Annotated in this window: 22 protein-coding genes; 19 read left to right on the forward strand and 3 right to left on the reverse strand. The window is 62.1% G+C overall.

Annotated elements, in window-relative coordinates; all coding sequences use genetic code 11:
- Window positions 1-52 precede the first annotated feature (52 nt).
- The 17 genes from QZ501_RS00430 (at window position 53) to QZ501_RS00510 (ending at window position 16,558) form a co-directional block, all read left to right on the forward strand.
- Window positions 53-598 (forward strand): DUF3833 domain-containing protein, encoded by a 546-nt coding sequence (locus QZ501_RS00430; RefSeq protein WP_202405556.1) that lies wholly within the window; start codon window positions 53-55, stop codon window positions 596-598.
- 286 nt (window positions 599-884) lie between these two features.
- Entirely contained in the window at window positions 885-2,771 is a 1,887-nt protein-coding gene (mnmG, locus tag QZ501_RS00435; RefSeq protein WP_095616138.1) for a tRNA uridine-5-carboxymethylaminomethyl(34) synthesis enzyme MnmG, read from the forward strand.
- A complete protein-coding gene (rsmG, locus tag QZ501_RS00440) occupies window positions 2,772-3,425 on the forward strand; it encodes a 16S rRNA (guanine(527)-N(7))-methyltransferase RsmG (RefSeq protein ID WP_151440148.1) in 654 nt (217 codons plus the stop codon).
- 5 nt (window positions 3,426-3,430) lie between these two features.
- Entirely contained in the window at window positions 3,431-4,225 is a 795-nt protein-coding gene (locus QZ501_RS00445; RefSeq protein WP_095616140.1) for a ParA family protein, read from the forward strand.
- A 46-nt stretch (window positions 4,226-4,271) separates the two neighbouring features.
- Window positions 4,272-5,156, forward strand: coding sequence for a ParB/RepB/Spo0J family partition protein (locus QZ501_RS00450; protein WP_151440147.1), 885 nt, complete (start codon window positions 4,272-4,274; stop codon window positions 5,154-5,156).
- A 106-nt stretch (window positions 5,157-5,262) separates the two neighbouring features.
- Window positions 5,263-5,640 (forward strand): ATP synthase subunit I, encoded by a 378-nt coding sequence (locus QZ501_RS00455; RefSeq protein WP_158223020.1) that lies wholly within the window; start codon window positions 5,263-5,265, stop codon window positions 5,638-5,640.
- 17 nt (window positions 5,641-5,657) lie between these two features.
- On the forward strand, window positions 5,658-6,509 hold the full coding sequence (gene atpB, locus QZ501_RS00460; RefSeq protein WP_151440146.1) for a F0F1 ATP synthase subunit A: 852 nt from the start codon (window positions 5,658-5,660) through the stop codon (window positions 6,507-6,509).
- A 55-nt stretch (window positions 6,510-6,564) separates the two neighbouring features.
- Complete coding sequence (gene atpE / locus QZ501_RS00465; protein WP_077529949.1) at window positions 6,565-6,789, forward strand: F0F1 ATP synthase subunit C; 225 nt, start codon at window positions 6,565-6,567, stop codon at window positions 6,787-6,789.
- A gap of 79 nt (window positions 6,790-6,868) precedes the next feature.
- Window positions 6,869-7,339, forward strand: coding sequence for a F0F1 ATP synthase subunit B (locus QZ501_RS00470; RefSeq protein WP_077529950.1), 471 nt, complete (start codon window positions 6,869-6,871; stop codon window positions 7,337-7,339).
- A gap of 12 nt (window positions 7,340-7,351) precedes the next feature.
- Window positions 7,352-7,888 (forward strand): F0F1 ATP synthase subunit delta, encoded by a 537-nt coding sequence (locus QZ501_RS00475; protein ID WP_151440145.1) that lies wholly within the window; start codon window positions 7,352-7,354, stop codon window positions 7,886-7,888.
- A gap of 69 nt (window positions 7,889-7,957) precedes the next feature.
- Entirely contained in the window at window positions 7,958-9,502 is a 1,545-nt protein-coding gene (atpA, locus tag QZ501_RS00480; RefSeq protein WP_295716405.1) for a F0F1 ATP synthase subunit alpha, read from the forward strand.
- A gap of 65 nt (window positions 9,503-9,567) precedes the next feature.
- The gene (atpG, locus tag QZ501_RS00485) at window positions 9,568-10,428 is read left to right on the forward strand and encodes a F0F1 ATP synthase subunit gamma (protein WP_151440143.1); all 861 of its coding nucleotides are present in this window, start codon (window positions 9,568-9,570) and stop codon (window positions 10,426-10,428) included.
- A 36-nt stretch (window positions 10,429-10,464) separates the two neighbouring features.
- Window positions 10,465-11,856, forward strand: coding sequence for a F0F1 ATP synthase subunit beta (gene atpD / locus QZ501_RS00490; protein WP_151440142.1), 1,392 nt, complete (start codon window positions 10,465-10,467; stop codon window positions 11,854-11,856).
- A 29-nt stretch (window positions 11,857-11,885) separates the two neighbouring features.
- A complete protein-coding gene (locus tag QZ501_RS00495; protein WP_151440141.1) occupies window positions 11,886-12,308 on the forward strand; it encodes a F0F1 ATP synthase subunit epsilon in 423 nt (140 codons plus the stop codon).
- A 108-nt stretch (window positions 12,309-12,416) separates the two neighbouring features.
- A complete protein-coding gene (gene glmU / locus QZ501_RS00500; RefSeq protein ID WP_160898199.1) occupies window positions 12,417-13,808 on the forward strand; it encodes a bifunctional UDP-N-acetylglucosamine diphosphorylase/glucosamine-1-phosphate N-acetyltransferase GlmU in 1,392 nt (463 codons plus the stop codon).
- 2 nt (window positions 13,809-13,810) lie between these two features.
- Window positions 13,811-15,643 carry a glutamine--fructose-6-phosphate transaminase (isomerizing) gene (gene glmS, locus QZ501_RS00505; protein ID WP_151440139.1) on the forward strand — a complete coding sequence of 611 codons (1,833 nt, stop codon included), beginning with the start codon at window positions 13,811-13,813 and terminating at the stop codon, window positions 15,641-15,643.
- 12 nt (window positions 15,644-15,655) lie between these two features.
- A complete protein-coding gene (locus QZ501_RS00510; RefSeq protein ID WP_151440138.1) occupies window positions 15,656-16,558 on the forward strand; it encodes an acyltransferase in 903 nt (300 codons plus the stop codon).
- Here the strand turns inward: QZ501_RS00510 and QZ501_RS00515 are convergent.
- Window positions 16,532-17,716 (reverse strand): lytic murein transglycosylase, encoded by a 1,185-nt coding sequence (locus QZ501_RS00515; RefSeq protein ID WP_295716411.1) that lies wholly within the window; start codon window positions 17,714-17,716, stop codon window positions 16,532-16,534. The genes QZ501_RS00510 and QZ501_RS00515 overlap by 27 nt on opposite strands.
- A 113-nt stretch (window positions 17,717-17,829) precedes the next feature.
- On the opposite strand from QZ501_RS00515, the gene QZ501_RS00520 reads away from it, so the two are divergent.
- Window positions 17,830-19,119, forward strand: a complete 1,290-nt coding sequence (locus QZ501_RS00520) for an HD-GYP domain-containing protein (protein WP_151440136.1) — start codon at window positions 17,830-17,832, stop codon at window positions 19,117-19,119.
- Here the strand turns inward: QZ501_RS00520 and QZ501_RS00525 are convergent, their stop codons facing one another.
- On the reverse strand, window positions 19,120-20,544 hold the full coding sequence (locus QZ501_RS00525) for a phospholipase D-like domain-containing protein (protein ID WP_295716414.1): 1,425 nt from the start codon (window positions 20,542-20,544) through the stop codon (window positions 19,120-19,122).
- Window positions 20,545-20,660: 116 nt separating this feature from the next.
- On the opposite strand from QZ501_RS00525, the gene QZ501_RS00530 reads away from it, so the two are divergent.
- Window positions 20,661-21,533, forward strand: coding sequence for a pirin family protein (locus QZ501_RS00530; protein ID WP_295716416.1), 873 nt, complete (start codon window positions 20,661-20,663; stop codon window positions 21,531-21,533).
- Window positions 21,534-21,612: 79 nt separating this feature from the next.
- Here the strand turns inward: QZ501_RS00530 and QZ501_RS00535 are convergent, their stop codons facing one another.
- Entirely contained in the window at window positions 21,613-24,066 is a 2,454-nt protein-coding gene (locus tag QZ501_RS00535) for an acyl-CoA dehydrogenase (RefSeq protein ID WP_295716417.1), read from the reverse strand.
- Window positions 24,067-24,305: the final 239 nt, after the last annotated feature.

Raw genomic sequence — 24,305 nt, forward strand, 5'->3', positions numbered from 1 at the left:
GGAAAACCCACGTATCCAGTAACAGTCACTCATTCCGATGGAGGTTCAGCCCATGGCAGTCATACATCCAGCCCGCCGCGTCTACGGGCTTCTTTTTCTGGTCCTGCCCTTTCTGGCGGCCTGCTCCGGCCCCGCAATCAACGACTATGCGGGCCAGGAGCCGGAGCTGGTGCCCAGTGAGTTCTTCCAGGGTGAGCTGACCGCCCGTGGTGTGGTGAAGAACCGTTCCGGCGAGGTGATCCGCCATTTCGATGCCACCATTGATGCGTCATGGGATGAGGAGGGCGTGGGTACCCTGGACGAGGTGTTCACGTACAGCGATGGTGAGACCGACACGCGCGTCTGGACCCTGGAGCCCCGTGACGGCGGCTATCACGCCACGGCTGGGGATGTGACAGAGCCGGGTTTCATGGAGTTCGAGGGCAATGCCATCCACATGAACTACGTGCTGGAAGTGTCCTTCGGAGGAAGCACCTACAACGTCCGAATGGATGACTGGATGTACCGTGTCACCGAGGACACCGTCATCAATGAAACGGAAATGACCTGGTGGGGATTCCGTGTGGGCGAGGTGGTCCTGGTGATCCAGAGACAGTAGGTCGCCTTCCTTGTGGAAAACTCTGTTTACAGAATAGGGAGAGATCTGTAGAAAATTTAAAAAATACTTTTACGTCAGCATTCTAGGTAATAAATAAGGCTTTTTAAGGCGCCTCCAATCTGTGGACAGTTTTTTGAGTGCTTTGTGACGAAAGCACTGCAGGTGTCTGTTATTCCGGGATAGATGGTATCTGTTCAGAAATTGTCCGGATCGCCTGCACAGGCTTGACGCTTCGGGTTATACTACGCGGTTCATTCAGAGATACCGGCAAACCCCGAGGTCCAGCGTGGAATACCCCAAGCACTTCGACGTCATCGTCATCGGCGGTGGCCATGCGGGCACCGAAGCGGCCCTCGCCGCGGCCCGCATGGGGCGCGATACCCTCCTGCTGACGCACAACATCGAGACCCTTGGCCAGATGTCCTGTAATCCCGCCATCGGCGGTATCGGCAAGAGTCACCTGGTGAAGGAGATCGATGCGCTGGGCGGGGCCATGGGCCTGGCCACGGACCAGGCGGGCATCCAGTTCCGGGTTCTCAATTCCAGCAAGGGCCCGGCCGTACGCGCTACCCGTGCCCAGGCGGACCGTGCCCTGTACAAGGCCGCCATCCGCAACATGCTGGAAAACCAGCCCAACCTGCATATCTTCCAGCAGGCGGCGGAGGATCTGATCGTCGAGAATGACCAGGTGCAGGGCGTGGTCTCCCAGACCGGTGTCGCCTTCCGGGCACCCACGGTGGTGCTGACCACCGGTACCTTCCTCGGGGGGGTCATCCACATTGGCATGCAGAATCAGCAGGGCGGCCGCGCCGGCGACCCGCCGACCATCGGCCTGGCCAAACGGCTGCGGGAGCTCCCGTTCACCGTGGGCCGGCTCAAGACCGGCACACCCGCGCGGATCGACGCCAAGACCGTGGACTTCTCGAAGATGGACGTTCAGCCCGGCGACGAACGCGAACCGGTGATGTCCTACATCGGCAGTGCGGATTCGCATCCAGAGCAGATGTGCTGTTACATCACCCGCACCACGCCGGAGACCCACGACATCATCCGGGGGGCCCAGGATCAGTCGCCCATGTTCTCTGGCGACATTGAAGGCGTTGGGCCGCGCTACTGCCCCTCCATCGAGGACAAGGTCCACCGCTTCGCGGACAAGGATTCCCACCAGATCTTCGTGGAGCCGGAAGGCCTGAACAGCCAGGAACTCTATCCCAACGGTATTTCCACAAGCCTGCCGTTCGACGTGCAGATGGCCTTCATCCGGACCATCCCGGGCTTCGAGAACGCCCACGTCACCCGGCCGGGTTACGCCATCGAATACGACTACCTGGACCCGCGCGACCTCCATCACACGCTTGAGACCCGCTTTATCGGCGGGCTCTATCTGGCGGGCCAGATCAACGGCACCACCGGTTACGAGGAAGCCGGCGCCCAGGGCCTGCTGGCCGGGCTCAACGCGGCCCTGGCCGCGCGTGGTGAGGAACCCTGGTACCCACGTCGGGACGAAGCCTATCTCGGTGTACTGGTGGACGACCTCATCACCATGGGGGCGAAGGAGCCCTATCGGATGTTCACCAGCCGGGCGGAATACCGCCTGGTGCTGCGTGAAGACAACGCGGATCTGCGACTGACCGAAACAGGGCGCAATCTGGGTCTGGTAAGCGATGAGCGCTGGGCTGCGTTTGAGGCCAAGCGCGCAGGCATCCAGGCGGAGCGTGAGCGCCTTGACCGCACACGGATCCATCCGGGCACGGAAGCAGCGGCGGTGGCCGACCAGTACCTGAAACAGCCCCTGAAAAAGGACCAGACCCTGTCCGAACTGCTGCGCCGGCCGGAGGTCGACTACGAGGCGGTTGCTGCCATTGGGGGCGAACGCGCCGAGGATCCGGTGGTGGCCGAACAGGTGGCCATCCAGGTCAAATACGAGGGCTACATCTCCCGTCAGGAAGCGGACATCGAGCGCCTGCGCCGGCATGAGAACATGACCCTGCCGAAGGATCTGGACTACGACAGTGTCGGTGGCCTGTCCAATGAGGTGAAGCAGAAGCTTGAGGAAACACGTCCGGAAACCATTGCCCAGGCCTCGCGCATTCAGGGCGTGACGCCGGCGGCGGTCTCCCAGCTGCTGATCCATCTCAAGAAACGGGATCTGCTGCAGCAGGAAAGCGCCTGAATGGACACGGAGCGCCGTGAACTGGAGGCGGGGGCCGAAGCACTCGGTGTCCGTCTCGCCCCGGAGACGGCGGACCGGATGCTGCGGCTTCTGGATTTACTGGAAAAGTGGAACCGGGCCTACAACCTGACCGCCGTACGCGAGCGCAGCGCCATGTGCGCCCGGCACCTTCTGGACAGCCTGACCCTGGTGCCGCGGCTCGGCCCTGGCCCCATACTGGACGTCGGCTCCGGCGGCGGCTTCCCGGGCCTGGTCCTGGCATTGCACTCGCCGTCCAGACAGGTGACACTGCTGGACAGCAACAGCAAGAAGACCCGGTTCATGACCCAGTGCCGGCTGGAGCTGGGCCTGGATAACATGCAGGTGGTGCATTCCCGGGTCGAGGACTGGCAGGGCGGCCCCTTCCCGCAGATCACAAGCCGCGCCTTCGCCTCACTGGCGGAAATGGTACCCATGACGGCCCATCTACTGGCGCAGGACGGGGAACACCTGGCCATGAAGGGCCCGGAAGCCACCACCGAGGTTGAAGGGCTGCCCACCGGTTGGCAGCTGCTTGAAGACAGTCGGGTCACCGTACCCGGCGTGGACGCGGAACGGCGGATACTGCGCATCGGGCGCAACAGCACGGATTCCACGGGCGAGACAGGAGACTGACGGTAATGGCGCGCATCGTGGCGGTAACCAACCAGAAAGGTGGCGTGGGTAAGACCACCACCTGTGTGAACCTGGCGGCCTCGCTGGCGGCGACCAAGCGCCGCGTGCTGCTGGTGGATATGGACCCCCAGGGCAACGCCACCATGGGCAGCGGGCTCGACAAGAACGAACTCAAGGTCAGCGGCTTTGACGTGCTGACCCGCCGCCAGAACGCTGCCGACGTCTGTACTGAAGCACCGGACTCCGGGTTCGATGTGCTGCCGGCCAACGGCGACCTGACCGCCGCCGAGGTGGAGCTGATGAACGAGATCGGCCGGGAGCACCGTCTGCGCCTGGCGCTCAAGCCCATCACCGAGCTCTATGATTTCATCCTCATCGACTGCCCGCCGGCGCTCAACCTGCTGACCGTCAACGCCCTGGCCGCCGCCGACTCGGTGCTGATTCCCATGCAGTGCGAGTACTACGCGCTGGAAGGGCTGGCTGCACTCATGGGTACCATCGAGCAGATCCAGGAAACCGTGAATCCGGCGCTGAAAATCGAGGGCCTGCTGCGTACCATGTATGACCCCCGTAACAGCCTGACCCTGGACGTATCGCGCCAGCTCAACGACTACTTCGGCGACCGGGTCTACTCGGCCGTTATCCCGCGCAACGTGCGCCTGGCCGAAGCTCCCAGTTACGGCATGCCGGCGCTGCGCTACGACCGCAGCTCCAAGGGTGCCATCTCGTATCTCGCGCTGGCGGGGGAGATGGTCAGGCGTAATGGCAGCCAGCAATCAGAGGGCGCCGTCGCCGTTTGACGGCAGGCACCCGCACCAGCAACGAACAGGATAACAAGCAACCATCATGTCATCGCGCAAACGCGGACTGGGCCAGAGAGGCCTCAACGCTCTTCTTGAAGGTTCCCGGACCAACCTGGAGGATGACGCCCCGGCGGATCCGGCCATTGAAGCCGAGCTGAAAGAGCTGCCCCTGGATCTGATCCAGCGCGGGCGCTATCAGCCGCGTCGGGACATGGATGAAGAGGCGCTGCAGGAGCTGGCCGAGTCCATCAAGCAGCAGGGTGTGATGCAGCCGGTGGTGGTGCGGCCTCTGGAGAGCGGCCATTACGAGCTGGTTGCCGGTGAACGTCGCTGGCGCGCCACCCAGCTCGCAGGCCTGGACCGCATACCGGCGTTGATCCGTCAGGTTCCGGATGAGGCTGCCATTGCCCTGGGCCTGGTGGAAAATATCCAGCGCGAGAACCTCAACCCTATCGAGGAAGCCGCCGCCCTTTACCGCCTGCAGGAAGAATTCGGCCTGACCCAGCAGCAGACGGCTGACGCCGTGGGTAAGTCACGCACCACCATCACCAACCTGCTGAGGCTCATGGGGCTGGTCGAAGAGGTCCGGATTATGCTGGAACACGGCGACCTCGAGATGGGCCATGGCCGCGCCCTTCTGGGTTTGCCGGAGCAGCAGCAGGCGCCGGTCGCCCGCCAGGTGGTGAGCAAGTCACTCTCGGTACGTCAGACAGAAGCGCTGGTGCGCAAAAGCCTGGAGCAGGGCCAGGACAATGCCAAGCCGGAACCGAAAAAGGAGGATCCGGACATCCGCAACCTCCAGGATCGGCTGGCGGATAGGCTCGGCGCGCGCGTGGCCATCAATCACGGCAAACGTGGTAAGGGGAAGGTGGTGATCGAATACAACAGCCTGGATGAGCTGGACGGAATTCTTGATCATATCCAGTAGTCGGCTGCTGGCAATCGTTCGAATTTTCATCCAAATTTATTGATCCAGACCACCCAAAGCCCTATAATCTGCCCCGCTTTAACAACGGCCGACAAGGGTTGGCATTTTGAACATCAGGCGGCCTCCGGTAGGCCGACTCATCACGCTACAGCTGGGAATTCTGCTGCTGATCAGCAGTCTTTTCCTGCTTGAGTCGGCGCTCGGTGCCCGCTCCGCCCTGTTCGGGGGGCTTGCTTACTGGATACCGAACAGCCTTTTTGCCCTGCGCTATTTCCGCCATAGCGGAGCGCGGCGGATGGGGGCGGTTTTCGCGGCCATGATGGCCGGTGAGATGTTCAAGCTGTCCGCGACAGTGGTTCTTCTGGCGGGCACGCTGATGCTGATCCAGCCAATCGACGGGCCGGCCCTGTTTACAGGGTTCGGCACCATGATCCTCAGCCACATGCTGACGCCGCTTGTGTTCAGTAGGGTTGCAAACCGATGACGGGGCGAGAGTAGAACATGGCAGGTGAATCTCCAGCGGAATACATACAGCACCACCTTACGAACCTCACCTACGGAAAACTGCCGGCCGGTTTCGAGCGGAACGGCACCGAACTCCAGGAAGCCACCTGGACCATGGCCCAGTCCGCCGAAGAGGCACGCGCCATGGGGTTCATGGCGTTTCATGTGGATACTCTCTTCATGTCGGCGCTGACAGGCATCATCTTTCTGGTTCTTTTCCGGATAGTGGCCAGGAACGCCACCAGTGATCAGCCCGGCAAGCTCCAGAACCTGGTGGAAATGGTTGTGGAATTCACTCAGGATCTGGTGAAGAACACCTTCCACGGTCGTAACCCCATGATCGGGCCAATCGCCCTGACCGTCTTTGTGTGGGTTTTCCTCCAGAACTCGCTCAAGCTCATCCCGGTGGACTACATTCCGGCCCTGACCTCGGCCATGGGCATCGAGTACACCAAGATCGTACCCACCACCGATCCCAATGCCACTTTCGGCATGGCTATCGGTGTCTTCCTGATGGTGCTCTACTACAGCATCAAGGTGAAAGGCGTGGGCGGTTTCACCAAGGAGCTGACCTTCAGTCCCTTCAACCACTGGTCTCTGTCCTGGTTCAACCTGATCCTTGAGACCGTGGGGCTGTTGACCAAGCCGTTTTCCCTCGCGCTCCGGCTGTTCGGCAACATGTACGCGGGTGAGGTGATCTTCATCCTGATCGCATTGCTGCCGTTCTGGGCCCAGTGGGCGCTGCAGGTGCCCTGGCTGATCTTCCACATTCTGGTGGTCACGCTACAGGCCTTCATCTTTATGGTGCTCACGATCGTGTATCTGAGCATGGCCCATGAAGAGCATTAACCATCAATCTTTGATGATCCTAAACCCCTAAACCGTCGTTAAATCAGGAGTTGTTATGGAACTCGTAATCATCGCCGCCGCAATCATGATCGCCTCTGGTGCTCTGGGTACCGCCGTTGGCTTTGCCCTGCTGGGTGGCAAGCTGCTCGAAACCACTGCACGCCAGCCGGAAATGGCCGCTGAGCTCCAGACCAAGACCTTCATCATGGCGGGTCTTCTGGACGCGGTTTCCATGATCGGTGTGGGTATCGGTCTTTACCTGATCTTTGTTGTTGCATAACACCGGATGGTTGAGGGGTGGTCCAATAGCGGCTGCCCCATCGTCCCGAACGCAACGAATCGGAAAGAGGTAGAACGCCGTGAATATCAACCTCACGATGATCGGGCAGACCATCGGCTTCTTCATCTTCATCGCATTCTGCGTGAAGTATGTCTGGCCCCCGCTGGTTCAGGCCATGCAGGATCGCCAGAAGAAGATCGCCGACGGCCTTGCCGCATCCGACCGGGCAAACCAGGACCTGGAACTGGCCCAGCAAAGGGCAACCCAGGAACTGCGGGAAGCGCGTGACGAAGCGGCCACGATCGTGGAAAAGGCCAACAAGCGCGCCAACCAGATTGTGGAAGAGGCCAAGACCGAAGCCCGTGAACAGGGCGATCGGCTGCTGGCCCAGGCCCGCGACGAGATCGAGCAGGAACGCCAGCAGGCACGGGATGCGCTGCGCGCTGAAGTTGCCACTCTTGCGATCGCCGGCGCGGAAAAGATTCTGGAATCCTCCGTCGACGCCAAGGCGCACAGCGAGATGCTGGATAAGCTCTCCGCGGAACTGTAAACGAGGTCCAACATGGCAGAGTCAACGTCACTCGCCCGACCCTACGCGCGGGCGGCATTCGAGGCGGCACGCGACAGCGGTCAGTTCGATGACTGGAGTCAGTCGCTCAATCTGCTGGCGGCCATCACCAGTGATGACCGCATGGCCTCGGTCCTGCGCCATCCGGGCCTGAGCGCCCAGGAAAAGATCCAGCTCATCAGCGACGTCTGTGAGAACCCGCTCCCGGAGTCAGTCAACAACTTCATCCATATCATGGCTGAAAATCGCCGGCTGGCGCAGTTCCCGGCTGTTGCGGCACTCTTCGAAGCCTATCGTCATGATCATGAGCGGATTGTCGACGTCACGCTGACCACCGCCTTTGAACTGAACGATGAGCAGAAGCAGCGGCTTTCCCAGGCCCTGGAAAAACGCCTGGACCGCTCGGTTGAGCTCAGTGTTGAGTCCGATCAGTCAATCATCGGCGGCGTGGTTATCCGAGCGGGTGACGAGGTTATTGACGCCTCGCTGCGCGGGCGCCTCAACAGGCTGGCCAACGCCATGAGCGCCTGAGTCCGCCAGGCACGGCAGGAACCGAATTCCGACACGCGGTCATTTGCAGAATTTTTTGAGGACACAGGCATGCAGCAACTGAATCCATCCGAAATCAGCGAGATCATCAAGAAGCGCATCGAAAAGCTCGATGTGTCTTCTGAAGCTCGCAATGAAGGGACGATCGTCAGCGTTTCCGACGGCATCGTTCGCATCCACGGTCTGGCCGACGTCATGTACGGCGAGATGGTTGAGTTCCAGAACGGCAACTACGGCATGGCCCTGAACCTCGAGCGGGATTCGGTCGGTGCCGTTGTGCTCGGTGAGGACGAGGGCCTCGCGGAAGGTCAGAAGGTCAAGTGTACCGGCCGCATCCTTGAGGTGCCGGTGGGTCGCGAACTGCTGGGCCGCGTCGTGGACGCCCTGGGTAACCCGATCGACGGTAAGGGTGACGCGGGAACCACCGAAACCACACCGATTGAGAAGGTGGCCCCCGGGGTTATCGCCCGCGAAGAGGTGAACGAGCCCGTCCAGACCGGCCTTAAGCCGATTGATACCATGGTTCCCGTCGGTCGCGGCCAGCGGGAGCTGATCATCGGCGACCGCCAGATCGGTAAGACTGCCGTGGCCGTTGATACCATCATCAACCAGAAGAACAGCGGCATTAAGTGCATCTACGTGGCGATCGGCCAGAAGCAGTCGACCATCGCCAACGTGGTGCGCAAGCTGGAAGAACACGGTGCCATGGACAACACCATCGTGGTCGCTGCTGGTGCCGCCGATCCGGCCTCCATGCAGTTCCTGGCGCCCTACGCCGGTACCTCCATGGGTGAATTCTTCCGTGATCGCGGCGAAGACGCCCTTATCATCTACGACGACCTGACCAAGCAGGCCTGGGCCTATCGTCAGGTGTCGCTGCTGCTGCGGCGCCCGCCGGGCCGCGAGGCGTATCCGGGTGACGTGTTCTACCTGCACTCCCGTCTGCTGGAGCGTGCGTCCAAGGTCAATCCGGAGTACGTTGAGAAGGCCACCAACGGTGAAGTAACCGGCAAGACCGGGTCACTGACGGCACTGCCGATCATCGAGACCCAGGCCGGTGACGTGTCCGCCTTCGTTCCGACCAACGTAATCTCCATTACTGACGGTCAGATCTTCCTGGAGACGGACCTGTTCAACTCGGGCATCCGCCCGGCGATGAACGCGGGTATCTCGGTCTCCCGTGTGGGTGGTTCCGCGCAGACCAAGATCATGAAGAAGCTTGGTGGCGGTATCCGTCTGGCTCTGGCCCAGTACCGCGAGCTCCAGGCGTTCGCACAGTTCGCGTCCGATCTGGATGAGCAGACCCGTAAGCAGCTGGAGCACGGTGCCCGTGTTACCGAGCTGATGAAGCAGGAACAGTACTCGCCGATGTCCGTAGGTGAGATGGCGACGGTCCTGTTCGCTGCCAACGAGGGTTACCTCGAGGATGTGGACGCCAAGAAGATCGTGGATTTCGAAAAGGCGCTTATGGATTACATGCGCACCGAGCAGTCTGAGCTGCTGGCCAAGATCAACGACTCCGGCGAACTGAATGACGAGGTCGAGAGTGGTCTGAAATCAGCGCTGGATAAGTTCAAGTCGACCCAGAGCTGGTAATGCCGTTCGGGGCCTGCGGGCCCCGTGACTGTGGCGGAGCGATCAACCGGAAAAGGCACTGAACTATGGCCAGCGGAAAAGAAATACGCACTCAGATCTCCAGCATCCAGAATACGCAGAAGATCACCAACGCCATGGAAATGGTGGCGGCGAGCAAGATGCGTAAAGCCCAGGAGCGCATGGAACTGACCCGCCCCTACGCGAGCAAGATCCGGGATGTGATCGGTTATCTGGCGGAAGCCGACTCCGACTACCGGCACCCGTTCATGGAAGCTCGGGAAGCGAATCGTGTGGGCTACATCGTCGTCTCCACGGATCGTGGTCTCTGTGGTGGTCTGAACAACAATCTGTTCAAGACCATGCTTCAGGACAGCCGCTCCTGGAACGACAAAGGCGTGCCGTCGGATTTCTGCACGCTCGGTCAGAAAGCCAGCGTTTTCCTGAACGTGGTGGGTGGCAATATCGTGGCATCGGAAACCCAGCTCGGGGACCGGCCCAGCGCGGAACAGGTCATCGGCAGCGTCAAGGTGATGCTCGACGCCTACCGCGACGGCAGCATTGACCGGCTCTACGTGGTGTACAACCAGTTTGTGAACACCATGACCCAGACGCCGACCATCGAGCAGCTTCTGCCGCTTCAGGCGGAAGCGGAACCGGAAGGCAAGTATCGCTGGGACTATCTCTACGAGCCGGATCCGCGGACCCTGCTTGACGGGCTTCTGACCCGTTACGTGGAATCCCAGGTGTACCAGGGTGTGGTCGAGAACATCGCCTGTGAGCAGGCCGCTCGGATGATCGCCATGAAGAGCGCGACCGACAACGCCGGCGAGATCATCGACGATCTCAAGACCGAGTACAACAAGGCCCGTCAGGCCAACATCACGCAGGAAATTTCCGAAATTGTCAGTGGTGCAGCGGCCGTTTAAGGCGATACCGAATACTGAGTTAGTGAGGAAGCAAGCATGAGTAGTGGACGTATCGTTCAGATCATCGGGGCGGTTATCGACGTGGAATTCCCGCGCGATTCCGTACCCAACATCTATGATGCCGTGCGGCTCGATGACGTGGGCACCATTCTGGAAGTCCAGCAGCAGCTTGGTGACGGCGTGGTCCGGACCATCGCCATGGGCACCACCGAAGGCCTGAAGCGCGGCATGAGCGTGACCGGGACCGGCGAAGGCATCAAGGTACCGGTGGGCGAGGAAACCCTCGGCCGCATCATGAACGTGCTGGGCGAGCCCACGGACGAAGTGGGTGAGATCGGTGAGAAAGAGCGCTGGACCATCCACCGCAAGGCGCCCGGCTATGCCGACCAGTCGGCCTCGGAAGAGCTGCTGGAAACCGGCATTAAGGTCATCGACCTGATCTGCCCCTTCGCCAAGGGCGGCAAGGTTGGCCTCTTCGGCGGCGCCGGCGTGGGCAAGACCGTGAACATGATGGAGCTCATCAACAACATCGCGAAGGAGCACTCCGGTCTCTCCGTATTCGCCGGTGTGGGTGAGCGGACCCGTGAGGGTAACGACTTCTATTACGAGATGAAGGGCTCGAACGTCCTGGACAAGGTCTCGATGGTGTACGGTCAGATGAACGAGCCGCCGGGGAACCGCCTGCGTGTCGCCCTGACCGGCATGACCCTGGCCGAGAAGTTCCGCGATGAAGGCCGTGACGTCCTGCTGTTCATCGACAACATCTACCGCTACACGCTGGCGGGTCAGGAAGTGTCCGCACTTCTGGGTCGTATGCCCTCCGCGGTGGGCTACCAGCCGACACTGGCCGAGGAGATGGGCAAGCTCCAGGAGCGGATCACCTCCACCAAGACTGGCTCCATCACCTCGGTCCAGGCGGTCTACGTACCGGCCGACGACCTGACCGACCCGTCACCGGCGACCACCTTCGCGCACCTTGACGCGACCGTGGTACTGGCTCGTGACATCGCGGCCAAGGGCATCTATCCGGCGATCGATCCGCTGGACTCCACCAGTCGCCAGCTCGATCCGCTGGTTATTGGCCAGGAGCACTACGAGGTTGCCCGTGGCGTCCAGGGTGTGCTGCAGCGCTACAAGGAGCTGAAGGACATCATCGCCATTCTGGGCATGGATGAGCTCTCCGAGGAAGACAAGCAGACCGTTGACCGGGCGCGTAAGATCGAGCGCTTCCTGTCGCAGCCGTTCTTCGTGGCCGAGGTCTTCACCGGTTCGCCCGGTAAGTACGTGTCGCTGAAGGAGACCATCCGCAGCTTCAAGGGCATTCTGGACGGTGAGTACGACTCAATGCCTGAGCAGGCCTTCTACATGGTCGGCAGCATCGACGAGGCGGTCGAAAAAGCGAAGGAAATGGAAAACAAAGCTGCGTAAACCATTTCCGACTGAGAGAGGCGTAACCAATGGCTAACACCGTACAGTGTGACATTGTGAGCGCGCAGGAAAGCATCTTCTCCGGTGAGGTGGAGATGCTGACCGCGACCGCAAGTAACGGCGAGCTGGGCGTTATGGCAGGCCATACGCCCATGCTGACCGGCCTGGCTCCCGGGCCCGTGAATATCCGGATGGCAGATGGCAAGGAGGAAGTCTTCTTCGTCTCCGGCGGGTATCTCGAGGTTCAGCCCAAGAAGATTTCGATCCTGGCGGATACCGCCGAGCGCGCTCATGATATGGATGAGGCCGCTGCGGAACGGGCTCGTCAGGAAGCCGAACGTGAGCTGGCCAACCGCAGCAGTGAAGTGGACTATTCCCGTGCTGCCGCGCGTCTGGCCGAGGCTGCTGCCCAGCTCCGGACGCTGGAGAAGCTGCGCCGTAAGAAGCGCTGAATACCGGCTGATCCGGACATCGGGTTGTTACTGGAAACCGCATTGCCGATCATGCCCCTGCTGGGGCATGATCCAATGCGGTTTTTCTGATTCAAGGAGTACGAACGGATGACGACACCCCTGCACATCGTCGTCCTGGCCGCCGGCCAGGGATCCCGGATGAAATCCTCCCTTCCCAAGGTGCTCCACTCGTTGGCTGGGCAGCCGCTTCTGCATCATGTGCTGGAGGCTGGGCGCAGCCTGGGCCCCGACGGGCTGCATGTGGTGGTCGGCCATGGCGCGGACCAGGTTCGGGAGCAAACGCCCGGCAACGATATCCATTGGGTCATCCAGAAAGAGCAGCTGGGAACCGGGCACGCGGTTGCCCAGGCCCTCCCGGGGATTCCTGAAACCGCACGGGTGCTGGTGCTTTACGGTGATGTGCCGCTCACTTCCGCCGATACGCTGTCACGCCTCGCCGGTGTCATCAGCCGGGATTCGCTGGGTCTGCTCACCGTCAATCTGCCGGATCCGGCAGGCTATGGCCGTATACTCCGTGACAGCAGGGGAACCGTTACCGGTATCGTGGAGCAGAAGGACGCCACCCCGGAGCAGCTGGTGATCACCGAAGTGAATACAGGTCTTCTGGGGGCTCCGGCGGAACGGCTGAAGCAGTGGCTGCCCGCGCTGTCCTCGAATAATGCCCAGGGTGAGTACTACCTGACCGACATCATTGCCCTTGGTCGCCAGGAGGGGCTGGGCATCGAAGTTTCCCAGCCGGATGAACCGGAGGAAGTGCAGGGGGTGAACAACCGCGCCCAGTTAGCCGAACTGGAGCGCTGGTTCCAGCGTCAGCAGGCCCTGTTGCTGATGGCTGGCGGTGCCACCCTGGCGGACCCGTCCCGTGTGGATGTCCGAGGCCATCTCGAAACCGGCCAGGATGTGGTCATCGATGTGAACACGGTATTTGAAGGCGCCGTGGTGCTTGGTGACCGGGTCCAGATCGGCCCGGGTGTGGTGTTGCGTAACTGCCGTCTCGATTCGGATGTCCGGGTCGATGCCCATTCCGTCATAGAGGGCGCACGAGTGGATCAGGGCGCTGTGATTGGGCCCTTTGCCCGCCTGCGACCCGATGCGCTGGTGGGCCGGGACGCCCGGGTGGGCAATTTTGTGGAGATCAAGAAAAGCAGCATTGGCGAGGGTGCCAAGGTGAACCATCTCAGCTATGTGGGCGATACCACCATGGGCGCGGGCGTGAATGTTGGCGCGGGTACAATAACCTGCAATTATGATGGCACCAGCAAGCACCATACGACGATCCGTGACGGAGCCTTCATTGGCTCCAATACTTCACTGGTGGCCCCGGTGACCCTGGGTGAGCGAAGCCTCGTGGGCGCTGGCTCCACCATTACGCGGGACGTCGCTGATCGCGAACTGGCGGTGGCCCGCGGTCGCCAGCGCAACATCCCGGACTGGGTTCCGGTGGAAGACGGACGGGACAGCGAACAGGGGGGCAGCTAGGCATGTGTGGAATCGTGGGAGCGGCTGCGCGCCGTGACGTCCAGGGCATTCTGATCGAGGGCCTGAGGCGCCTGGAGTACCGTGGCTATGATTCGGCCGGCCTGGCCGTTCTGGATCCGGGCAGCGGCATCCAGCGCCAGCGGGAGGTGGGCAAGGTCGCCGCCCTGGAAGAGGCGGTTGGCAGCAACCCGCCCAGTGGGCACCTGGGCATTGCCCATACCCGCTGGGCCACCCATGGTAAGCCTTCCGCGGCCAATGCCCATCCGCACATGTCCGGCGAACGTCTGGCCGTGGTGCACAATGGCATCATTGAGAATTTCGAGCCGCTTCGCGACCAGCTTCGCAACGATGGCTACACTTTCACGTCTGAAACTGATACCGAGGTGCTGGCGCACCTGATCGCGCGTGAATACGCCCGCGCGGGGGATCTGGTCACCGGTTTCCACAATGCTGTGAGCCAGGTTGAGGGGGCCTATGCGCTGGCCGTTCTGCACGCGGATGAACCCGAGACTTTGTTGGTAGCCCGCCAGGGCAGCCCTCTGGTGATCGGGGTGGGGATCGGCGAGCATTTTGTCGCTTCAGACCAACTGGCCCTGCTGCCGGTCACGGACCGTTTCATCTATCTGGCCGAAGGCGACACGGCTCTGGTCCGGGCCGAATCGGTGACCATCACTGACGCCAGCGGCCAGCGCGTCGAGCGGCCCATCAACCGTTTCGAGCACAGCGCGGACGCCGCGGAGAAGGGGAGCTACCGGCATTTCATGCTCAAGGAAATCCACGAGCAGCCGGACGTGATCGAGGCCACCCTGCAGGGACGGGTGACTGATAGCAGGGTGCTTGAGCAGGCCCTGGGTACCGAGGCCTCGCGTCTGCTGGGGGAAGTGCGTCATGTCCAGATCGTGGCCTGTGGCACCAGCTTCCATGCCGGGATGGTAGCGCGTTACTGGATCGAAGAGCTGGCGGGTATTCCCTGCAGCGTGGAGGTCGCCTCTGAATTCCGTTACCGCAGCCATGTCATTCAGGACGGGACCCTATTCCTGACCATCTCCCAGTCCGGCGAGACCGCCGACACCCTTGCGGCCCTGCGCCAGGCCAGGGATGCGGGTTTCCGGGCCGCGCTGGCCATCTGCAATGTGCCGGGCAGTTCCCTGGTGCGGGAATCGGACATGGTGATCATGACCCACGCCGGTCCGGAGATTGGTGTGGCCTCCACCAAGGCGTTCACCACCCAGCTCACGGCGCTGTTGATGTTCACTCTGGCGCTGGCCCGGCATAATGGGCTTTCCGAGGCCCGGGAGGCGGAACTGGTCCAGGCCCTGCGCGCCATACCGGACCAGATGCGCGCGATAATGGACCTGGACGAGTCCATCAAACAGCTTTCCCAGTGGTTTGTGGATAAGCACCACAGTCTCTTCCTGGGGCGTGGTTCGCTCTACCCGGTCGCGATGGAAGGCGCGCTCAAGCTCAAGGAGATCTCTTACATCCACGCGGAGGCCTACCCGGCCGGTGAGCTCAAGCATGGCCCCCTGGCACTGGTGGACAGCGAAATGCCGGTGGTTACCGTGGCGCCTTCCAATGACCTGCTCGAGAAGCTCAAGTCCAACCTCCAGGAGGTACGGGCCCGGGGTGGTGAACTCTTCGTGTTTGCCGACAGTGAAACCGCGATGGGCGATGGCGAAGGTACCCACGTCATGACCATTCCCCACACGGACCCCATTCTGGCGCCACTTTTGTGCACCGTGCCGTTGCAGCTGCTGTCCTACCATGTCGCGGTGCTCAAGGGCACGGACGTCGACCAGCCGCGCAACCTGGCCAAGAGTGTCACGGTGGAATAACGGAAAGCGGCCATGGTGGGGTCAATCCGCGCAGTACTGGGGCTGTTGGTAGTGCTGATCAATACACTGATCGGCATCGGCCCCATGATGGCGATCGCGCTTGCCAAGCTGGTCGTTCCCCACCAGCCTTTCCAGCAGCGCTGTGCCCGGGGCGTGATGTGGATCGCCGAGAAGTGGGTGGACGCCAACGTCGCGGTGCTGAACCGTATGCTCGATACCCGGTGGGAGCTGCGAGGCGATTTCAACCCCCGGCTTGATACCTCCTACCTCGTCCTGTGCAATCATCAGTCCTGGGTGGACATTGCCGCTCTGGTGGAAGTGCTCAACGGGCGGGTGCCGTACTACAAGTTCTTCCTCAAACGCGAGCTGATCTGGGTGCCCCTCCTTGGGCTGGCCTTCTGGGCCCTGGATTACCCGCTGATGCGCCGCTATTCCAGTGAGTACCTGAAGAAGCACCCGGAAAAGCGCGGACTGGACCTGGAAATCACCCGGAAGGCCTGTGAGAAGTGCCGGGGGATGCCCATTACCGTGGTGAACTTCCCGGAGGGAACGCGCTATACACCCGCCAAGCATGAGGCGCAGCAACCAGGTTTCCGGCATCTACTGCAGCCCAAGGCCGGCGGTATTTCCTTCGTACTCGCCTCAATCGGTGACCAGATCGACACCATTCTGGACATTTCCATTGTCTATCCAGATGGTGTTCCCGGCTTCTGGGATCTTCTTGCCAACCGGATTCCGCGGGTGATCGTGGACATCCGCCAGTACCCGCTGGATCAGCAGTGGGTCCGTGGCGACTACCGCAACGACCCGGCCTTCCGCAGCCGATTCCAGCAGTGGATTACTGACCTGTGGCAGCAGAAGGATGAGCGCATTGGTTTCATCCACACTTCAGTCGATGCCGAGCGCACTGAGTGAGTCCGGGTCCGGGAACCCATCGGCCCTGAGGTCATTTTTCTTCTGGAAGTCCCGCAGTGCCGAGCGGGTGCCGGAGCCCAGGATGCCGTCAACCGGACCCGGGTCATGGCCAGCTTCCTTCAGTGCCGCCTGAAGCGCTTCGATGGTGTCTCGACTCAGGGGCTCGTGATCCGGTGGCCGGGTCTGGAACGGGCCGGCACCTACGATCCGGTCCGCCAGGTGGCCCACTGCCAGGGCGTAGAATTCGGACTGGTTCCAGCCCATGATCACCCGGAAGTTATCGTAAACCAGAAAGGCGGGACCTTCGTGGCCGGATGGCAGCAGCAGTGCTGCCTGCATGTCCGCCTGTGGCAGTTCCCCGCCCCAGGCATTGCGGATACCGAGCTCCCGCCACTCGGAGAGTGGGCGTTTGCGCTTGAGCCCTGCTGCCAGGCTGTAGTCAAAGCCTTCGGGGAGCTGGACCTCCCGGCCCCAGCGTTCGGCCTCGTTCCAGCCCAGGCTTTCCAGAAGATGGCCCGCCGAGGTCAGCGCGTCCGGTATGCTGTTCCACAGATCTACCTGGCCGGACCCATCCGCGTCCACCGCATGCTTGAGGTAGACGGACGGCATAAACTGCATCTGCCCCATCGCGCCGGCCCATGAACCTTCCATGGCTTCAGCCTCCACGTCGCCGCGCTCGATGAGGCGCAGGGCGGATACCAGTTCACCGGTGAAATAGTCACTCCGGCGTTGGTCACAGGCGAGGGTGGCCAGTGCGCGTGGGATCGGCATCCTGCCGGTATAGCTCCCGAAATTGGTTTCCAGGCCCCAGAAGGCGATCAGATAGCGGCCGGGAACCCCGGTTTCCCGGGTTATCCGTTCAAGCAGCTGCGAGTGTTCCTGGTAGAGCATCCGGCCCTTTTCGATGCGTTGTTCCGTTACACGTTTTTCAAGATAGTCCCGGAACGAGCGGGTGAACTCCGGCTGGCTGCGGTCCAGCTCAATCACCCGTTCGAGCGGCTCGATACCGGCCAGTACCCGGCTGGTGACGGATTCGGAAATGCCCTGGTCCAGCGCATGGTCGCGCAGGCCGGCCACACAGCGATCAAAGTCATCAGATGCCATGGCCTGTACAGTACTGGTAGCCGCCAGAAGTGCCATGAAGAGGTAAGTACGCATTCGGAGCGTCCTTTTATGCAGGTTCGTTTACGCATTCTGCACGAAACCATCGGTGTGTCGAGGGCTCTCGGTTGCTACCATGCATTACAATCCAAGCTCACATGTGTTCTGCCATGGAAAAGATCGAGCCGGTTGAAATACGGGTTTCTGTCAGCGAATTGAAGCTCGGCATGACGGTAACGCGCCTGGATCGTTCCTGGCTGGAAACCAGTTTCCCGGTTCAGGGTTTCGTTATCCGCCATACGGCGGATATTCAGGCGCTGCAGGAACAGTGCCGGTACGTCTATGTGGAGGGGCAGGAGGTTCCGGAAGCCCGGCCCTGGCGCTTCGGTTTTGGTGGCGGTAAACGCCGTCGGCAGGAGCCCCGGTTGAGTACCGTGGACATTGAAACGGAGTTGCCGAACGCCCGGGAGGCCTTCGAGCAGACCAGGGCGCTGGCTGAAGACATCATGGGAAACGCCCGCCTTGGCAGGACGATTGACGCCCGGCAGGCCCGGACCGTGGTCAAATCCTGCGTGGACAGCGTGATGCGTAACCATGAAGCACTGCAGATGCTGCTCCAGGTTCGCAGCAAGGATGACTACACCGCTGAGCATGGCATCAACGTCTGCATCCTGTCGGCCATTTTCGGGCGCCACCTGGGGCTGCTCGGGGGCGAGATCGAAAAGCTGGCGCTCAGTGGTCTGTTGCATGACGTGGGTAAGATGCACACACCCGCGGAGATCCTCCACAAGACAGAAGCGTTGACGGAAGCGGAAAAGGTGGTCATGCGTCAGCATGTGGAGCATGGCCGGCGCCTTCTGACCGGCATGAAGGGGGTGGATCCGGTTACCGTGGATGTCGCTTATGCGCACCATGAGCGCATGAACGGTACCGGCTATCCCCAGGGCCTTCTGGCTCACCAGATTCCCTTCTTTGCCAAGATTGTGTCCATTGTGGACAGCTACGATGCCATGACCAGCCACCGTGTATTCGAATCCGCGCGTTCGTCCAAGGAAGCGCTGGAAATCATCTATGACCAGCGCGGTGACCAGTTCGATGAAGCGCTGGCTCTTGATTTCATACAGTGCATTGGCGTCTACCCGCCGGGCTCCATTGTCCAGCTTAACAGCGGTGAGTCAGCCATTGTCATCACCACCTATGCGCTTAACCGTCTGCGCCCCAGGGTGCTGGTGGTGCGGGATCCCCAGGGCCAGCCCTGCCCCCAGCGTGTTGTGGACCTTCGCCAGAAAGAGGAGTACCGGCCGGGTATGCCCTACCAGATCAGTCGTGAGCTGCCCATGGGCAGCCACGGGATTGATTTGAAGGTCTTTACCGATGCGGGGCTGACCCTGGAAGAGGATCAGCCGGATGCGGAGGTGAGTACGCTGGTCAACGCCCTCCGTGGTATCGATACGGACTGATCAGAAACTGCTCCAGCCGGTGAACTCCGTGATACGATAAAGCAGGTAACGGCGCCGGCGGCCGTCCGCCCAGACGCCATAGGGCACGCTGCACTGGAAGCCCGGCGGGTTGCTCCAGCAGCGCTCAAACCAGTCTCCGGCCGCCCGCAGGGCGGGCAGCTCCTCATTGCCCACCAGTTCACAGCCGGCTTCAAGGTTGAGGTCATCCAGATTGCGCCGGGTCAGGTTGGCGGAGCCGAGGATCAGCTCCACCCGCCCGTCCCGTCGTTCCAGCCGCACCAGCTTGCAGTGGAACTGTTCACCATGGGTGCGGTACCAGCGCACCGGGATTCCGTGGGCGTGCAGCTCCAGCGCTACCTGCCGGTTGGGAAGACCGCCCTTGATGCGCCCGAAGGCGTCCTTGTTCGGGTCAAGCAGTACCCTGAGCCGGCAGCCCCGGGCCTGTGCCCGCTTCAGGGCCTTTATGACGCGCCTGTGGCTCAGGTAGAACAGCGCCAGATCCAGTTCATCACCCGGGTTGGCCCTGTTGATCAGTGCCACGCTGGCCTCCCGGATACGGGACTCGGTGAGCAGTCTCAGTCCCGGTCCCTCCGCTGTCGGAGCCGTTGCGGGGCCCGGCGGTGCCCTGAAATCGCAGCGATACCCCCGGGCCCAGCTCAGCAGGGTCTGCTCCTGGTCAAGCAGGGCAAGGGCTGCGTCACCATGGACCAGAAGCCCCACGTTGGAATGGGCGCTGCTGGCATCGTGTGGGTTGCCGGAGCTGATCAGCCCGCACCAGCCATCATGGGTGTCCGCCACCATGACCTTGCGGTGGTTGGCGCGGAAGTTGAACAGGGTCAGCCAGCTGCGAAGGGTCACCGGCCAGGGGCCGATGGGGTTGGGCAGCCAGCCGTTCTGGGGCCAGCGGGACCAGGGCTGAACCAGCAGGCGCCAGAATACCGACCAGCCCGGGTTGGAATCCCTCAGCCGTGCCAGGGGCGTTTCCAGTATTTCCACACCCGCCTCTTCCAGACGCTGGAGGTGCTCCGGCCAGTGGGCGCCGTAATAGCTGTTGATCGGATCCACCAGAACGGTGGCGCGCAATCCGGGGCACTGGCGCTGGCGCTCGATCAGCGCCCGGGTCAGCGTTTCCGTGACCGGCAGGTGTTCGGCAGGATCTGCACCATCCGGATTGAACAGGAACATGTCCATCACCAGCCGCTTCCGGGCATCCCGGATCAGCCTGAGCATGGCTGGAACCAGCTCGCGGCGGCTGCGGGAACGGCCCCGGGCGTCCACGTAACGGTGGTCGACCAGGAAGCGTGCTTCGCCCGGTTCGAACCAGGTGGAGGCCATGGCGACTGCCGCCGGCAATGGCTTATAGCGGTGGTACAGGCCCACCCCGAGCAGTACAGCCAGAAGCAGCAGGACCAGTCCTGTCATCATCACGGGAATACCCCAGTCCTGTTGAACGAGTTGAACAGAATCCTTTGATTGTCTGCCGGACGGCACTGGGAAATACTGGCCTCATCAGTAACCGGTATGAACCCAGGGAGTCAGACATGACCGAACGCATTGTTGAACGCCTTATCCACGGCGAGCGCGCCTCTGACGGTGATGGGGTCCAGCTCAGGCGCAGCCTGGGCCAGGGCCCGTTTGCACGCCTGGATCCCTTCCTGATGCTGGATGAGTTCCAGGCCGACGACAGAAGCGGCCCTATTGGCGGCTTCCCGCCCCACCCGCACCGGGGCTTTGAGACCGTCACCTACATGCTCGCCGGCAGCATGCAACACCGCGACTCGCTGGGCAACAGTGGCCGCATTGGCCCTGGCGGGGTGCAGTGGATGACCGCCGCCGGCGGCATTGTGCATTCGGAAATGCCGGAACTGCACGATGGCTACATGCGCGGCTTCCAGCTCTGGATCAACCTGCCCGCCGCGGACAAGATGAAGGCCCCGCGCTACCAGGACATCCAGGCGGATCGGGTACCGGAATACCCCTTCGACGGTGGCCGGGTACGCGTGATCGCCGGCGAGGTGGTGCTCGAAGGCAATACCCTGGTGGGCCCGGTCTCCGGCGTGGCCACGGCGCCGACCTACATGGACCTGGTGATCAAGCCGGGTCGGGAACTGACTCTGCCGATCGAAGCGGACCACAATGCCATGATCTACGTGTACGACGGGGAAGTATCGGCCGGCGATGACGGCTTCTCACCCGTAGCCGCCACCAACGCCGGTCTCCTGTCACGCGGAGACGAGGTCCGCCTGCGTGCCGGGGATGAAGGCGCCGGCCTGCTTCTGCTTGCGGCAAACCCGGTGAAGGAGTCCGTGGTCCAGCACGGGCCTTTCGTGATGAACGCCCGGGATGAGATTGAGCAGGCGATCCGGGATTACCAGGAAGGGCGGTTTGAGCGGGAGGATGTGGCCCTTTCCTGACCCGCCCCTTGGCGTCGTCATGCATAAAAAACCCCGGCAGGGCGAACCTGACCGGGGTTTTTAACACTCTGGTACGTGGTTACAGCACGTTGTGCTTCACCAGCTTGCGCTTGTTGTGGGCGAGCCCGTCGAACGGGAAGTCGTCCACGCTCAGCATCTCCAGTACTTCGGCCTCGTACTTGCGCATGAACTCGGCGTCGTCCTGGGAGATCAGACCGGCTTCCAGACCCGCCTCGAACTTCTGCTCGGGGTGCAGGGCTTCGGTGGGCAGCTCACCCTTGGCGTGCGCCTTGTCCAGGGTCTTGTAGAGCTTGTCCGCGCGCGGGTAGTCCGCCAGCAGCTGGTTGTAGTGTGCCAGCGGGTTGAAGACCTCGCCCTTCTGCTCAAGCGTGTCCCAGGTGTTGCTGGTGAGCTTGGCGCGCAGCGCGGAGTCCGTGCTGATCGCGCGGGCAATCGCCTGGGTGCGCTTGTCGGAGGGTGCCTTCCAGCGCCGGCCCAGCGGCATGGTGACCCAGCGCAGGGCCACGGCAACCGCCCGATTCGGCAGGTTGTCCAGCAGCTCGTCCAGCGCTTTCTCGGCGCGGTTCAGGAGGTACTCGCAGCTGTAGGCCATGAGCTCGCGTTCGCCTTCCACAGCCTGCCCTTCGTGCCAGTTCTTGAGCACCATGGAGGTCAGGTAGAGGTTGGCGAGCACATCACCCAGCCGCGCCGAGAGCAGCTCGCGCAGCTTGAGGTCCGAGCCCAGTGTGGTCATGGCTGCATCCGAGGCCAGGCCGAAGGCGGCGCTGAAGCGGTTCACGGCACGAGCATAGGGCGCCGCCGCGTTGTCGAAGGGCACGTCGCCACGGCCGAGACCAATGGCTTGGGTGAAGGCGCGGGCGGCATTGCCGAAGACGAGGCCCGCATGGTTGAAGAAGGCATCGTCGAAGGCATCAATGTCGTCACTGTCCTTGGCCGCCAGCTCATCCAGCACATAGGGATGGCAGCGGATCGCACCCTGACCAAAGATCATCAGACTGCGGGTCATGATGTTGGCACCCTCCACCGTGATGGAGACGGCCGAGCCGGCAAAGGACAGCCCCAGGTAGTTGCGTGGCCCCAGGGTGACAGTCTTGCCGCCGTGAACGTCCATGGCATCGGAGAGGATGTCACGCTGATACTCGGTCAGCTGGCTCTTGAGGATGGCCGAGGGGACGGCGGGCTTTTCGCCGTTGTCGATCATGTTGGCGGTCTGCATCACCGCGGACTGGGCGATGTAGGCCTTGCCGGCGATACGCGCCAGCGGTTCCTGCACGCCTTCCATGTCCGCCACCGGGGTGTTGAACTGGCGGCGGATGCGAGTGAAGCCACCGGCCAGGCCTACGGCGTAGCGGCCACTGCCGCTCGCGCCGGAGGGCAGGGTGATGCAGCGGCCCACGGAGAGGCACTCAACCAGCATGCGCCAGCCCTGGCCGGCCATATCCGGGCCGCCGATGATGTAGTCCAGAGGAATGAACACATCCTTGCCCTTGATCGGCCCGTTCATGAAGGGGGTACCGATGGGCGCGTGACGGCGACCGATTTCCATGCCTTCGGTGTCACGCGGGATCAGGGCGCAGGTGATGCCCAGATCCTTCTGTTCGCCCAGCAGGTTGTCCGGGTCGAACATGCGGAAGGCCAGACCGACCACGGTGGCGATGGGCGCCAGGGTGATCCAGCGCTTCTCGAAGTTCAGGCGCAGGCCGACCACTTCCTTGCCGTCGATCTCCTGCTTGCACACGATGCCGGTGTCCGGCAGCGAGGTGGCGTCGGACCCGGCGCGCGGGCCGGTGAGGCCGAAGCAGGGAATCTCCCGGCCGTCGGCCAGGCGTGGCAGGTAGTAGTTCTTCTGGTCGTCGGTGCCGTACTTGAGCAGCAGCTCACCGGGGCCCAGGGAGTTGGGCACGCCCACAGAAACCATCAGGGACTCGTTCACGGAGAGCTTCTGCAGCACCGCGGACTGGGCGCGGGCGGAGAGGCCGAGGCCGCCGTATTCCTTCGGGATGATCATGCCGAAGAAGCGTTCCTTTTTCAGGTAGTCCCAGACCTCCTTGGGCAGGTCCGCGCGCTCGAAGCCGATGTCCCAGGCATTGCACATGCTGGCCGCCACGGCGCACTGGTTGTCCACGAACGCCTGCTCGTCCTGGGAGAGACCTGTGTTGCGATTGGTCAGCAGACGGTGCCAGTCCGGGCGGCCGGTGAAGAGTTCACCGTCCCAGCCAACGGTGCCCGCGTCCAGGGCTTGCTTCTCGGTCTCAGAGACCTTGGGGGCGACCTTCTTGAACATGGCGAAGGCGCGCGGGGTGAGCCACTGGCGGCGCAGGCCGGGGAGTCCGGCAAAGGCGGTGATGCCGGCGCCGATGAACAGCAGCAGGCTGAACCAGCCGGTGCCCATGAACAGGCCGATGATGCCGACCACGACCATGACGGCGATGGCCGCCGCTGCGCCGGATTCGCGCCGCAGCACGAACAGCAGGCCGGCGAGAGCGAGCAGAACAACAATGAGGAGATCCATAGTGTTTCCCTGTGTTGGCCTTGGAGTTGGATTGTCTGGCTGTATACGATACCAGCAATGCAACGGATTGTATCGCCGTTGGGCCCGCTGATGGCAAGCGTTGTGGCGTTGTTGGCAGGGAAGGGGGAGGGGCTGGTGGTTACAAATCACAACCCGGGATGGCCGGTGGTCGGGGTTTACCTCTGGTCAGAAGTTGTTCAATATGGGAAGTAGACAACCCACCTGAGCGAGGTGAGAGG

Source organism: uncultured Halovibrio sp., assembly GCF_913056445.1.
Taxonomy (GTDB): domain Bacteria; phylum Pseudomonadota; class Gammaproteobacteria; order Pseudomonadales; family Oleiphilaceae; genus Halospina; species Halospina utahensis_B.

What these genes read in the sequence shown, in the direction of transcription:
- QZ501_RS00430 (WP_202405556.1), top strand. Translation starts at nt 53, where the DNA reads ATGGCAGTCATACATCCAGCCCGCCGCGTCTACGGGCTTCTTTTTCTG.
- atpD (WP_151440142.1), top strand. Translation starts at nt 10,465, where the DNA reads ATGAGTAGTGGACGTATCGTTCAGATCATCGGGGCGGTTATCGACGTG.
- QZ501_RS00525 (WP_295716414.1), bottom strand. Translation starts at nt 20,544, where the DNA reads ATGATGACAGGACTGGTCCTGCTGCTTCTGGCTGTACTGCTCGGGGTG.
- glmS (WP_151440139.1), top strand. Translation starts at nt 13,811, where the DNA reads ATGTGTGGAATCGTGGGAGCGGCTGCGCGCCGTGACGTCCAGGGCATT.
- QZ501_RS00495 (WP_151440141.1), top strand. Translation starts at nt 11,886, where the DNA reads ATGGCTAACACCGTACAGTGTGACATTGTGAGCGCGCAGGAAAGCATC.
- atpB (WP_151440146.1), top strand. Translation starts at nt 5,658, where the DNA reads ATGGCAGGTGAATCTCCAGCGGAATACATACAGCACCACCTTACGAAC.
- atpA (WP_295716405.1), top strand. Translation starts at nt 7,958, where the DNA reads ATGCAGCAACTGAATCCATCCGAAATCAGCGAGATCATCAAGAAGCGC.
- QZ501_RS00445 (WP_095616140.1), top strand. Translation starts at nt 3,431, where the DNA reads ATGGCGCGCATCGTGGCGGTAACCAACCAGAAAGGTGGCGTGGGTAAG.
- QZ501_RS00530 (WP_295716416.1), top strand. Translation starts at nt 20,661, where the DNA reads ATGACCGAACGCATTGTTGAACGCCTTATCCACGGCGAGCGCGCCTCT.
- atpE (WP_077529949.1), top strand. Translation starts at nt 6,565, where the DNA reads ATGGAACTCGTAATCATCGCCGCCGCAATCATGATCGCCTCTGGTGCT.
- QZ501_RS00475 (WP_151440145.1), top strand. Translation starts at nt 7,352, where the DNA reads ATGGCAGAGTCAACGTCACTCGCCCGACCCTACGCGCGGGCGGCATTC.
- QZ501_RS00515 (WP_295716411.1), bottom strand. Translation starts at nt 17,716, where the DNA reads ATGCGTACTTACCTCTTCATGGCACTTCTGGCGGCTACCAGTACTGTA.
- glmU (WP_160898199.1), top strand. Translation starts at nt 12,417, where the DNA reads ATGACGACACCCCTGCACATCGTCGTCCTGGCCGCCGGCCAGGGATCC.
- QZ501_RS00535 (WP_295716417.1), bottom strand. Translation starts at nt 24,066, where the DNA reads ATGGATCTCCTCATTGTTGTTCTGCTCGCTCTCGCCGGCCTGCTGTTC.
- QZ501_RS00510 (WP_151440138.1), top strand. Translation starts at nt 15,656, where the DNA reads ATGGTGGGGTCAATCCGCGCAGTACTGGGGCTGTTGGTAGTGCTGATC.
- rsmG (WP_151440148.1), top strand. Translation starts at nt 2,772, where the DNA reads ATGGACACGGAGCGCCGTGAACTGGAGGCGGGGGCCGAAGCACTCGGT.
- QZ501_RS00450 (WP_151440147.1), top strand. Translation starts at nt 4,272, where the DNA reads ATGTCATCGCGCAAACGCGGACTGGGCCAGAGAGGCCTCAACGCTCTT.
- atpG (WP_151440143.1), top strand. Translation starts at nt 9,568, where the DNA reads ATGGCCAGCGGAAAAGAAATACGCACTCAGATCTCCAGCATCCAGAAT.
- QZ501_RS00520 (WP_151440136.1), top strand. Translation starts at nt 17,830, where the DNA reads ATGGAAAAGATCGAGCCGGTTGAAATACGGGTTTCTGTCAGCGAATTG.